The sequence below is a fragment of the Shewanella sp. 8A genome (assembly GCF_023475945.1).
Lineage (GTDB): Bacteria > Pseudomonadota > Gammaproteobacteria > Enterobacterales > Shewanellaceae > Shewanella > Shewanella xiamenensis.
In genome coordinates, this window is record NZ_JAMDJP010000034.1 from 1 (window position 1) to 12040 (window position 12040).

The 12040-nt window shown below is 46.1% G+C and carries 11 protein-coding genes; 2 read left to right on the top strand and 9 right to left on the bottom strand.

Going from position 1 to position 12040, the window contains the following annotated elements; all coding sequences use genetic code 11:
• Positions 1-362: 362 nt before the first annotated feature.
• From M0413_RS19070 to M0413_RS19090, 5 genes are all read right to left on the bottom strand, one after another.
• The gene (locus M0413_RS19070; protein ID WP_144375635.1) at positions 363-1016 is read right to left on the bottom strand and encodes a Vat family streptogramin A O-acetyltransferase; all 654 of its coding nucleotides are present in this window, start codon (positions 1014-1016) and stop codon (positions 363-365) included.
• A gap of 77 nt (positions 1017-1093) precedes the next feature.
• Positions 1094-1987, bottom strand: coding sequence for a bifunctional transcriptional activator/DNA repair enzyme AdaA (locus M0413_RS19075; RefSeq protein ID WP_249555298.1), 894 nt, complete (start codon positions 1985-1987; stop codon positions 1094-1096).
• 13 nt (positions 1988-2000) lie between these two features.
• Complete coding sequence (locus M0413_RS19080; RefSeq protein WP_218678464.1) at positions 2001-2768, bottom strand: SDR family oxidoreductase; 768 nt, start codon at positions 2766-2768, stop codon at positions 2001-2003.
• Between the two features lie 141 nt (positions 2769-2909).
• On the bottom strand, positions 2910-3284 hold the full coding sequence (locus tag M0413_RS19085; protein WP_249555300.1) for a hypothetical protein: 375 nt from the start codon (positions 3282-3284) through the stop codon (positions 2910-2912).
• Between the two features lie 63 nt (positions 3285-3347).
• On the bottom strand, positions 3348-3812 hold the full coding sequence (locus M0413_RS19090) for a hypothetical protein (RefSeq protein ID WP_023267497.1): 465 nt from the start codon (positions 3810-3812) through the stop codon (positions 3348-3350).
• Between the two features lie 279 nt (positions 3813-4091).
• Between M0413_RS19090 and M0413_RS19095 the strand changes: the two genes are divergently transcribed.
• Positions 4092-4649, top strand: a complete 558-nt coding sequence (locus M0413_RS19095) for a hypothetical protein (protein WP_249555302.1) — start codon at positions 4092-4094, stop codon at positions 4647-4649.
• Between the two features lie 751 nt (positions 4650-5400).
• The gene (locus M0413_RS19100; RefSeq protein WP_249555304.1) at positions 5401-5841 is read left to right on the top strand and encodes a hypothetical protein; all 441 of its coding nucleotides are present in this window, start codon (positions 5401-5403) and stop codon (positions 5839-5841) included.
• A 364-nt stretch (positions 5842-6205) separates the two neighbouring features.
• Here M0413_RS19100 and panP read toward each other — a convergent pair whose 3' ends face one another.
• The 4 genes from panP to M0413_RS19120 form a co-directional block, all read right to left on the bottom strand.
• Positions 6206-7855: a pyridoxal-dependent aspartate 1-decarboxylase PanP gene (gene panP / locus M0413_RS19105; RefSeq protein WP_249555306.1), complete on the bottom strand. Its 1650-nt coding sequence runs from the start codon at positions 7853-7855 to the stop codon at positions 6206-6208.
• Positions 7856-8108: 253 nt separating this feature from the next.
• Positions 8109-9254, bottom strand: a complete 1146-nt coding sequence (locus M0413_RS19110) for a glycerate kinase (RefSeq protein ID WP_249555308.1) — start codon at positions 9252-9254, stop codon at positions 8109-8111.
• A 58-nt stretch (positions 9255-9312) separates the two neighbouring features.
• Positions 9313-10671 carry a GntP family permease gene (locus M0413_RS19115; protein ID WP_037427906.1) on the bottom strand — a complete coding sequence of 453 codons (1359 nt, stop codon included), beginning with the start codon at positions 10669-10671 and terminating at the stop codon, positions 9313-9315.
• Positions 10672-10972: 301 nt separating this feature from the next.
• Positions 10973-11965, bottom strand: coding sequence for a catalase family peroxidase (locus M0413_RS19120; RefSeq protein WP_249555310.1), 993 nt, complete (start codon positions 11963-11965; stop codon positions 10973-10975).
• Positions 11966-12040 lie beyond the last annotated feature (75 nt).

The window sequence follows — 12040 nt, forward strand, 5'->3', positions numbered from 1 at the left end:
GGCTTTGAACAAGCTTACAGGGCTAGGCATGCCTGTAACTTACCGTGTAGTTTGATATTTAGACGATTATGAGGGGCTTTGTTCGCTGAATCGATTTAGGAAACAAAGCCCTTAGACGATGCTATTGAGAGTCGTAATAAAGGTTTGACCCCAATTAAACGTAATTAACCGTCTAATCTTACTGCAAATGGACGCATCATTTTGCGTCCATTTTTTAGCCCAATATCCTAATCAGGATGATTACTTGTTTATCATTGGGTTTACGGGAGTTAAGCGCTAGCGATACTGCCAACAGTCATTCCTTTGATATTCACAAAGGTTTCACCTTTTCACTTGGAACTCGTTTTGTGGGTGTCACTTGCTTAATCTGCCAGCTGCAACTTAGTGAGTTCTGCGCCAGCGATAGCGCTTAAGTGCTGAGTGATTTTCTCAATCGGCCAATCCCACCATGCAATAGCAACGAGCTTATCTATCACAGTTTGCTCGAATCTTAGCTTAATAATGGTGGCAGGATTACCACCCACAACAGCATAGGGCGGTACATCTTTTGTGACGACAGATTGGCTTGCGATAATCGCGCCATGGCCAATCTTCACTCCAGGCATGATTGTGGCGTTATAACCAATCCAAACATCGTGACCGACACAGGTATCGCCCTTAAAAGGAAAGTCTTCTGGCTTAGGTGTTGCCTTCTCCCAGCCATTACCGAAGATATAAAAGGGATAAGTGGAAAAGCCAGACACTGAATGATTGGCGCCATTCATGATGAACTTAACGTCCCTTGCAATGGCACAAAATTTACCAATAATCAGTTTATCGCCAATAAAGTCAAAGTGATAAAGTACATTCGATTCGAAGCGCTCAGGCCCTGCCGGATCGTCATAATAGGTGTAATCGCCGACGATAATGTTGTCGCGGCTAATGAAGTTCTTCAGAAAACCCACCTGAGGAAATCCTTTTAAGGGGGATTTGTCATTCGGGTTAGGTCCCTGTTGGGATGGGGAATGCGTCGGCATGTTTGCCTCCCTTATTATTTAATAGCTAAGAATTCAGTTAAGAGCATGAAAGCCTGTCAAACCTCTGTTTAATGGTTTTACTCACTATAGGCCGCTTCCCTTGCCAATATGGCATGTTTGCGGGTTTCACCCCAGCGATAACCGCCAAGTTCACCAGTTTGGCGTAGCACCCGATGGCAGGGGATAAGTAATGCCACCGGATTAGCGCCAATCGCCGAACCGACCGCGCGTGAGGCCTTAGGCTTACCAATGGCCTTGGCAATATCACCGTAGGAGGCGACCTCTCCCTTAGGTAAATTTAGTAGGGCGCGCCACACATTAAGCTGAAAATTGGTGCCTTTTACCCAGAGTGAGAGCGGGGAAGGCTCACCTTGGTGAATAGCCTGAGTGCTGGATGCTATTGAACTAAGCTTTTTGGCACTCGTGTCAGCAAAGTACTGGCTAAAGAGGTGATCAATTAAGCTTGCTGTTTGCGCTGTGTCCTCATAAATGGTGGCCTGACTCCAGCTCTGCTTTAAACGTTCTAATGGCAATTGAATTTGCAGCATATCGACAAAATCAAACTGGCAAATGCCCCGGGCTGTTTGGGCGATAAAGGCTAAACCGAAGGGCGTAGGATGATAGCCATAGGCAATGCTGATCCCTAAGCCTTTTTGTCGATATTCGAAGGGCGTGACCGCCTCAAGTTGCACAAAATGATCGTATAAACGCGAGCCACTGCTCAGGCCTAACTCATAACTGGCACTCAAGGTCGAGTGGGACGGCTGCTGCAATAACTGTTTTGCCCACTCTAGGGTTAAGGCCTGCAAGTAACGCTTGGGAGTGATCCCCGCCCAGCGACTAAAGAGCCGCTGGAAATGGAATTCACTTAAATGGACGTGCGCCGCAATCTCCGCCAGTGAGGGTTGATGACCCACATGCTGACGAATAAAGTCAATGGCACGCGCAATTCGCTCGTAATCTTGGGTCATCGTTATCCATTCCCTAGGTTTTACAGATGGACACACCACCATCGACCAATAAGGCTATCCCTGTGGTAAAACTGGCCGCATCGGAGGCGAGATATAGCGCCGATTGGGCAATTTCCGCGGGATCTGCGAGGCGCTTGAGGGCATGGAGGTTTTTCACAAAGGCCATGGCCTCCGGGGTATTGGCAAACTCCCGCCCCATTGGGGTATCTGTACCGCCAGGCAATAGCGCATTAACCCTAATGCCGCGCGCGCCGTATTCAACGGCCAAGGATTGGGTTAAGCCAATCATCCCCGCTTTACTCGCCGCATAGGCTGCCGTTTGCGGAAAACCTATGGTATAGCCAACAAAGGAAGATGTAAAAATAATCGACCCTGCGCCACGTTTAAGCATTTGTGGTAATTGATATTTTGCCGCTAAAAATGCACTGGTAAGGTTGGTTGTTAGAGTATTTTCCCATTCGGCTCGGCTGAGCGCATCCGAATCCACACCTAATTCGCCATTAATGCCTGCATTGTTAAAGGCGATATCCAATCCACCATAGTGCTCAACGGCAAGCGCCACTAAATCACTGGCATACACTTCGTCGGTTACATCGCCCGCCAGATAAACCGCCTCACCGCCTTGGCTGATGATCTCATCCACCAATGAGGCCAATATGGCGCCGCGGCGCGCGCCTAGCACCAGTTTTGCGCCTTCACGGGCGAAGCGTTTCGCGGTGGCATAGCCAATCCCCGAACTTGCCCCAGTAATGATTGCGACCTTTCCCTGTAACACTGCCATAGATATGTCTCCATTGATTGCCTCGGCCAATATGCGCCGATAGAGACATAGTGCAGGGTTAGGGCATGCAACTCGACCCGAATCTTGCGCTTTTACACTCGGCGCTTCAGTCGTGGAAGTTGGGTGGATTGTCACTGAGTTTTAGGCGATGCCAGCAGCATAAATCAGCAGCAAAGACAGCGGGAAGGAAACAACACCGATTAAGCGGAATTTATTGTTAAACGCTTGGGCTGACCATAGGGCAAATTTACGATGTTTACTCGGCGGCGTGCATGCCAAGCCTATTCCCACACAGAATAAGACAACGCCTATCGCCAAAAAGATCTGTGGAAATCGGGTATCGGCGCAATATTGGATAAAAATCATACCCGCAATAATACGGCTAACCACTTCAGCAATATGGAAGTAGGGCTGCTCGCTAAATGCAATGATACCGTTAGCGAAAGCCGAAGGCTTGATGACCATTACAAGGCTAAAAAAAAGCATCAATAGGCCAAAAGCCGCAATAAAATACATCGTCATTCCTTGTATTGGTTCTTATCTATTTGGCATGGGAAAGCGTGAGTGGCTGCGCTTTATCTACTTTAACTTGAGTCGTAATTGTTCTATTTGCCTATCGATAGACGCAACCTGTGTATCTGCTTGCTGTGCCACAGCCGACATTTCTTGCGCCAAGCTTTGCTCCCAAGTTGCCCCAGCAAGATTGTTATTGGCGTAACTTCTATCGTTTCTTAGCTCGACAATACGTTTATCCCTTTGATCGATAATGAGTTTTCGGTCGTTTTCTAGTTTAGTGATTTCACGGCTAATGCGTTGTTTATCAATAAAATCGCTAATTTCTTGTTTTTTATCCGAGTGAGTAACAGCGTTTGCATGGGCAATATCAGGGCCTTTAACCACGCTACCGACGCCGCTGAGATCTACGGGTTGGCTATTTTCATCACAGGGATCGGCCTGATATTTTCCATCGGCACATTGGTATACGGCGGCATTGGCCGAAAAAGGCAGGATAAGTGTAACTAGCAATAATGATTTTCTGTCCATAGAACACCCCATTGTTGATTTGGTTAGATTACTCTGTCGTGGTGTAAAAACCAACAGAGTGGTCATGGGGCTTCATCCCACAGCCTAATGCCGTTAAGCCGTTGGTATGGCAGATGGTCTGTTACTCACAATTAGGATATGCCAAGAATTTAACAATGGGTGCTTGTTAAATTTTTTCTTAGAGCTAACTTAATAACTAATTGCTTGAACGTAAGTTGAAAGCACATTATGTTATTTTTTGAAAAGGGTTGCTCGATTTTCTGTGAAAAAGGATAAACAGTGAAAATTATTCCCACGGTACCGAAAAAATCTAAATTAATGAGCTGGTTGAAGCAGTTACCAATTTCTTTGCAACTAATATTAATTATATCTTTATTCTATCTGACTTGGCACTTTAGATACTTTGTTAGCGGTGTTAATGAATCTGAACTTGTAAAAGTAGAAGGTATTCTTTACTCGATTGAATGTAAGAATAAAATTTCAGGGGCGGATAGTATTATTTTGTATACATCCTTTCCTGAACGAGAGGTATGGTTTAGTGGTTGGCAAAAGTGCAAAAATTTATCTAGAGCATTAAATGAGTTACGTTTTCCCGAAAAAGTAATCTATTATACCAAGAGGTATAATGGTGTTTTTAGCCAAAATAGTGAAGGAGCTTTATGGATTTATGCCGTTGATCTTGCGAGAACGAACGAGCCATTAATTTATCCCGTAAATGGATTAGGTGTTAATTACGAGCCGAATATTTGGTGCTTGGTGTTTTTCTTCATAGCACTATCTCTAATTGAGTCATTAAGAGAGCGTTGGTCGGATTACAGAAAATTAAAAATGAGTTAAGTAACCATTAATGACATACAAACGGAGATATATAAACTAAAAAATTGGGTGAAAATATTGACTCCCAACTTTAATAGCGTGGCAGTGAACCTCCGGCTATACCTTGGTTAAACATTGAATAAGAGGTTTGTATGCCGCGCCCTCTCAAGGGGAGAAATCCTACTCCTTAATATCCTCCCATAGTTACTCTTTTACTGCATAATTCCTATGGGAAGTGGTGAACAATGCAGCACTGTTATCATAGTATTTGTCCTCAATATACAACAGATTAAGCCGTAATTTGTTTAGGCGAATTCTATTACGGGCATGACCTTCAATAATATGGATGTATTCGAGAGCCGCCATGGATGGCTTTACGGCGTGTCACGCAAGCTGCTGAATTTGGCGTATTCGCTATTTGAGCATAAGAACCTAATCGTCATCGACTGGAAAATAATAGGAAAAAGAGTGAGGCTACCTTCATCTTCCACGCTGGCCATTTGTTGTATTGGGAGTTGCACGTTTGAAATATACTATTTTTAATGACTTGGAGCTTTTTTATGTCTTTGATTTAAAATGTATAGCTGGATTTATTACCTCCTTGTGTTTTTTATTACTTTGGTTAAAGCAATTTATGCCATACGGGTTGTAGGTAAACTGAAAGTGCATTATGGTATGAGATAAAATGGTTGGCTAAATTTTTAATACCTAGCTAAGGATTTCGTATCTAAAAATATAGCCAAGATTAATTTGCCATAAAGGAGAATTGTTGATGCGTTACTTAAATAATCAAATTGGATACCCTTTCATTATAATTTATTTCGTTGTATTGCTGTCTGTTTTTATAGTCAATAAAATTTTTCTGCAAGACTTTAAAGGTGAAAACGATTTTATTATTTTAATAGTAATATTGAGTATCATACTATTGATGACCTTTAAGTTGAGGGTGAGTATCGAAGATAAAAAGCTTACGCTAAGCTACGGAATTGGTTTATTTAAAAAGAGATTTGATCTTTCAGATGTTGCCAATGTGTCTATGGTAAAAAATAAATGGTATTGTGGTTGGGGTATGCGAATTTCATCTGAAGGAGCAATATATAATATATCCGGTTTCGAAGGTGTTAAAATTGACTTCCGTTCAGGCGTTTCAATTGTGGTTGGAACTAATGAACCATTAGAACTATATCAAGCACTTAAAACGTTTACCTCTTAATGTATCCAGCGAGTGAAAAGCACTATCGTTAAAGAACTCTTCATTGTTTAGCCCTAACATAGGCGAGTTTTCACTAAGAGGCTGTTCATAATTCTGTGTCAGGTTAATTCGATTGCTGACGTGACCTTCGATGATATGGATATCATCGTAGAGCCGCCATGGATGGCTTCACGGCGTGTCACGGAAGCAATGGAATTCGGCATATCCGCAACGAGATCAGAAGTGCTTGGATCATCTTTCTATTTTTAACCTAACATTCCGCCATTTTAGTTCTACAAACAAAAACAGCCGCAAAATATTTGCGGCTGTTTTTGATTAACATGCTGTATTTAAATGATATTTAAAGCTTACGCCAACTCACTCGCTATTCATTGACCATAGCTAATAGCGCAGGTAAGAACTCGTTATCCAATGCGGCAATTTCACCTTGCTCGATAAGCACTTGATTAAGGATCTCATGGCTAGTCAAAGGATTAGCTAATACCACGCGAAACACCACTGTGGGTTGTCTAAAGTAGCGGGCGGGTTGAATGCGGGTGCGGGAGACAAAGGATTTACCCTGTTCGCGTTGGTGTTTTTGAATAAATTGAGTTAGACCATCGAGCAGCTCATTAAAGCGAGCGAGTTTGGTCTTATCGCCTTGTTCTATCGCTACTTGCATCGCCGCCTGCACACTTGCTGGCACATAACGATAGGTAAGCAGGCACAGCTCTGGCGCGGTGACTAGCTCAAAGTCAGGGTGTGCGTCGATTTGCTCGGCAAAATAACGGGCTTTTTCAAGGCTATTATTGATCAGAATCTCATAACCATCGCGGCCGATAATCTGTAAACAGGCATGCACTAACATCGCCATGCCGGGGCGTGAGCCTTCGAGCGTTTGGCTGCCTAAATCCTTAGAGCCTCGGCGCAGAATATATTCAGCGTGGTGGGCAATCGCATGGGCAAACTCAGGATTTTTAAATAGCACCATACCCGCGCCCATGGGGACATACATTTGCTTATGGGCATCGATGGTGACTGAATCTGCGAGTTCAATACCATCGAGTAAGTGATGGTATTTATTGGATAATAAGCTTGCGCCGCCCCAAGCCGCATCCACATGGAAGTGGCAGTTTAGCTCACTTGCTAAGGCGGCAAGTTCGCGCAGAGGGTCGATATTGCCCGTCTCGGTGGTGCCTGCCACCCCAACAATCGCCATGACTTTGATGCGCTTATTCGCCAGTTCGGCGGCAACTTCGCGCATTTTGGCAACGTCGACTTTGTTATTGCCATCGGTTGGGATGCTGATGATATTGTCGCGACCGATACCGAGCAGATCGACGGCCTTACCTAAGGAGTAGTGGCCGCGCTCGGAGACCAGAATCGCTAAATCATCGAAGCCATAATGACGCAGCGCCTTGATTAAGCCTTCGCGGGTCACGCCTTTAAAGTCGCCATCGGCCTTGAGTAATTGGTTGCGGGCAATCCACAGGGCGGTGATGTTAGCCACTGTGCCGCCAGAGCAAAATGCGCCGAGGGAATGGTTGGCGCTGTGCATCCAATTACGATAAAAATCATTATCTTGAGCGTAAATCAAATGGTGCATCATGCCGAGCACTTGGCGCTCAAGCGGCGTAAAGGCTTTGGATGTTTCGATTTTGACTAAGTTTTGATTCAGCCCCACCATCATCTTCGACAGTGGCAACACGAAATAGGGCAGTGCCGAGGTCATATGGCCGATAAAACTGGGCGCCGCCGTATGCACCGAATGCGCCACCAGATTCTGCATGATTTCGTCGGTGTAGTCGGAGACAAAACGCGGCTGGCTTGGAATTTCAAAGGCTTGAAAATCGGTTTCGATTTCGGAAAGCGGCTTTTCCAGTGCGGCAATGCTGTCACCCAAAAAACCGGCTAAGTCCTCGGAAAGCTTCTGCTCGATAATGCTTAAGGTGGATTCCGCATCTTCGGGCACAGTGAAAATCCGCATTAGACTTTCTTCAGATGCGATGGCTTGGCGAGGGAGTTTTTGGGTCATGGGGCTTGCCGTCTATTAATTCTTATAGTGAAACCGCAAAGGTGATTAAGAGTATAACCAAATACATGGCGCTTAAACCCGTTTACGGATTACCAAAAAGGGAGCTCACTTTACTGCAAGGCCTTTTAGGCATCAAGCACTAAAACACCGCCTAAGTCTGTGCTTGGGTTATAGAATAAACAAAGGCGCTATAAATAGCGCCTTGGGTGTGTGTTGTTGGTTATCTAAACATTGTCTGTACGCTAAGGTAAAGTTAACGCTTGCCCAGCATCAAAACGGCGCCAATATTACGGGCGGTATTGATTAGATTGGTTTTGGCGTTAGCCAGCACATCGTCCAGTGGACTTAAATGTGGAATGATGGGGAAAATCGCCGCCATACCTTGCTCGAGCACCGCATTAGCATTGTCGCCAAGGCAACCCGCAATCCCAATGGTCGGAATATTTTGCAGCTGCGCTTGCTTTAATACACCCATCGGGGTCTTGCCAAATATGGTCTGGCCATCGATTCGGCCTTCACCCGTAATGACAAGATCTGCGCCGCGAATTTTGTCTGCCAGTCCCACCGTTTGCATCACAATCTCGACACCGGGTTTAAGCTCGGCGCCTAAAAACGCCATCACGCCAAGCCCCATTCCGCCTGCCGCGCCCGCGCCAGCTTGGTTACGGTGATCGGTTACACCACTTTGGGCGATAACATCGGCATAGTGGCTCAGGGCGGCGTCTAAGGTGCTCACCATCTCGGGTGTTGCGCCTTTTTGCGGGCCAAAGATGGCCGAGGCGCCACGCTCACCGCACAGCGGATTATCGACATCGCAGGCTACTTCAAAGGTGCATTCTTTCAGTAGCGGATGGGCGTTGCTCATATCGATACTGGCAAGCTGAGATAGCGCTGCGCCGCCCGCACTTAAGGTTTTGCCTTGTTTATCCAGCAGTAAAATATCCAGCGCTTGGGCCATACCTGCGCCGCCATCATTGGTTGCACTGCCGCCTAAGCCTAAAATAATGTGTTTTATCCCGCGATTGAGCGCATCACAAATCAGCTCGCCAGTGCCATAACTGGTGGTGATCAGCGGGTTACGCTGAACCCTTGGTACATGGTGCAAACCCGAGGCGGAGGCCATTTCAATCACCGCAATCGTGCCTTTGGCTTGCTGGCCTAAAATGCCGTAATGGGCTTTGACTTTATGGCCGAGTGGCCCCATGACCTCTAAATTGACAATGCTGCCGCCAGTGGCATCGACCATCGATTGCACTGTGCCTTCGCCGCCATCGGCGACGGGGATTTTGACAATCTCACAGTCTGGGATCACTTGTGTTAAGCCTTGTTCGATTGCGTTAGCCACATCGAGTGCGCTTAAGCTCTCTTTAAAGGAATCGGGGGCAATAACTATCTTCATTCAAAATCCTACAGCTTTTTGGGCGCTTGGTTGCGCCCAAGGACAAGATAACAGCGGCTTAGAGCAGCACTAAGCTTAGTACATACACGGCCAGCATGGAGGTTACACCTTGGATAAGGGTCGCCATGGTTTGGGCTTTATAGGCTTGTTTGACGCTCATGCGGCTAAATTGAGTCACCACCCAGAAGAAGCTGTCGTTAGCGTGGGAGACTGTCATGGCGCCAGCACCAATGGCCATTACGGTTAATACGCGGCCCATTTCGCTGCCAAGACCGATATCGCCCAGCATTGGGGCGACTAAGGCTGAGGTTGCCACTAAGGCAACGGTGGATGAACCTTGAGCCGATTTTAATGCTGCGGCGACGATAAAGGGCATGAAAATCCCAACGCCGAGTGCTGATAATGAGCTGCCTAAAAAGTCACCAATAGGTGTGGCTTTTAACACTGCGCCGAAGGCTCCACCGGCACCGGTGATCAAAATAATCGGTGCTGCGGCGACTAAACCTTGGCTAATACGCTCGCTAAACTCGGCAATCTTGTTATCGCTTTTCAGTAATAGCAGTGACAGGAATAGACCGATAAGCAGGGCGTTAACGGGTTGACCGAGGAAGACTAATAGGCTGAATAGGCCTTCTTTGCCCAGTGGTGCAGAAGGGAAGTTAGCGATAGAACCTAAACAAATTAATAGGATAGGCACAAAAATCGGTGCAAATGCCTTTAATGGGCTAGGGAGTGTGCCGTAGCTTTGTTTTAAGGATTCAAAATCAGCGGCTTGAGCTTTGAGTTCTTCCGCGCCTTCGCCATCAGGTTCAACCCCTGCAAAGCGGTTCGCCCATAGCATGCCCGCAAGTGAGGCAACGGCAGCAACAAATAAACCAACACCAATCACTAGGCCCAAGTTGGACTCTAGCCCTAAGTTACCCGCCGCGGCGATAGGGCCAGGTGTGGGCGGTACAAAGGTGTGAGTCGCATAAAGACCTGTCGCTAACGCCACACTCATCGACACGCTAGAGACCTTCATGCGGTTGGCCATGGATTGTTTCAGCGAGTTTAAGATCACGAAACCCGAGTCACAAAACACCGGAATCGACACTAAGTAGCCGATAATCGACATCGTGAGTGTTGGGAAGCGTTTACCCAAGACTTTAATCACCACGTCTGCCATGGTGATGGCGGCGCCGCTCTTTTCGAGGATGATACCGATAATGGTCCCGAGCACGATCACCAGACCGATATAGCCGAGGATATTGCCAAAGCCAGTGGTGATGGTTTTAGCAATATCGCCACTCGGTAAACCATAGGCGAAGGCGCCAATAAAGGCGGCCAGAATTAAGGTTAAAAACGGATGGAGCTTAAATTTTGAGGTCGCGATAACAATAAATGCAATCACGCCGATGAGGATGAGCACTAAGTTCATAGATTGTCCCGTTCAGTCTTGGCTGAAGTTCTTAAGTGGTTCTGGCTGTTTTTGTAGGGCGCGGCGGTTATCTGATCCTAAGTTCAAATAAAGGCTGCTTTAAGGTCAGCCTATTATTGAATACTGCGAATTGAATAGCTTTGGTTAAACTGACGGAATTACGGCATAAACAGGCCATTATTTTGTGCGTATGCACAAAATAATGCGTGTGACTTCGAATGTAATAGCAGAAATATTGTTGCGAGGGGTTGGTAAACCTGCGGTTTACCAACCTTAAAAGTGTAGCGTTTAATATCTTGAGTTATTGACGACGAATAAAAGACTCAACATAAGCCGCCGTTCTAGCATTAAGTATCGGATCGGCTGAGGGGGCAATGCCCTTAGGTAATAACAGTGGGTTAAAAATGCCTTTATCACACTGTTGCACTTGGGAGTCGCTATCGCGGTCCCCGTTAATCACCACTTGGCCGACCAGTAATCGCTTACGAGTCTCAGGCCAAATCACCGTTGGATTATTAATGTCATCACCCGATTCAGCCAGTTGAATATAGAGGTTCCATTGTGCTGGCTGGGTATTAATGCGCTGGAGTAATTCTGCCTTTAAAAAATCATCACCCAGATTAGCCAGTTCGCTGGCAGAAAGGGCTGCTGTGCCGGCGACGGGTTCAAAAATCCATTTACCCGCAACGCTGTTATTTTGCTTGTCGGTAAACAAAAAGCTGTTTACGCCAAAGTAGCGACTATTAGCAAAGCTGGGGCTGGGTGGCAGTTGTTTTACATCGTCGAAAAAAGCTTTGGCGTCGGGCTTATTATCGATAAGCCACTGTTTACCTTCGGCACCTTGTTTCACTTTGGTCTGAAAGGTAAAAAAATCATCCAGATTACTAGCAAAGAACACTGGCACATTGGTGGTGACAAAGTTCAGGTTTTCTTTATCGCCATCAATTTTGAGTGACATAAAGCGCCCTGGTGTTTTGTCGGAGATTTGAGGATTGGTGCCACCAAGGGAAAAACGAGCAGTAACCTTAATTTGGCTTTGATTAAAGAACGGAATTGATAGTGAATCTTGTAACTCTGGGTTGGGCGCAAAATAGCCGGAGGTGCAAAATCCTTTTGTGTGATTACGCAGTTTCACTTTTTTACCCGCTTCGCGACTTGCCGCATCCGGCGTGCCATTGACTGCATCAACTAGCTCGGGAATGGTTTTTTCGGCGGCGATTAATGTCGGTGAAGTGAAGGCTAAGCCTGTGATGATGCATGCTTTGGCAAGTAAAGTCAGTTTGAATAGGGTCATTGTTATTCCTTTCAATGGACTGTAACGAGCGTTCGAAATGTCGACGCGAGAGAGTTATCCAGAAATATAGGACAG

Bases quoted from the DNA above. Each gene is read 5' to 3' on its own strand.
- M0413_RS19085 (WP_249555300.1), bottom strand. From the start codon at position 3,284: ATGTATTTTATTGCGGCTTTTGGCCTATTGATGCTTTTTTTTAGCCTT.
- M0413_RS19100 (WP_249555304.1), top strand. From the start codon at position 5,401: ATGCGTTACTTAAATAATCAAATTGGATACCCTTTCATTATAATTTAT.
- M0413_RS19070 (WP_144375635.1), bottom strand. From the start codon at position 1,016: ATGCCGACGCATTCCCCATCCCAACAGGGACCTAACCCGAATGACAAA.
- M0413_RS19080 (WP_218678464.1), bottom strand. From the start codon at position 2,768: ATGGCAGTGTTACAGGGAAAGGTCGCAATCATTACTGGGGCAAGTTCG.
- M0413_RS19115 (WP_037427906.1), bottom strand. From the start codon at position 10,671: ATGAACTTAGTGCTCATCCTCATCGGCGTGATTGCATTTATTGTTATC.
- M0413_RS19090 (WP_023267497.1), bottom strand. From the start codon at position 3,812: ATGGACAGAAAATCATTATTGCTAGTTACACTTATCCTGCCTTTTTCG.
- M0413_RS19110 (WP_249555308.1), bottom strand. From the start codon at position 9,254: ATGAAGATAGTTATTGCCCCCGATTCCTTTAAAGAGAGCTTAAGCGCA.
- M0413_RS19075 (WP_249555298.1), bottom strand. From the start codon at position 1,987: ATGACCCAAGATTACGAGCGAATTGCGCGTGCCATTGACTTTATTCGT.
- panP (WP_249555306.1), bottom strand. From the start codon at position 7,855: ATGACCCAAAAACTCCCTCGCCAAGCCATCGCATCTGAAGAAAGTCTA.
- M0413_RS19120 (WP_249555310.1), bottom strand. From the start codon at position 11,965: ATGACCCTATTCAAACTGACTTTACTTGCCAAAGCATGCATCATCACA.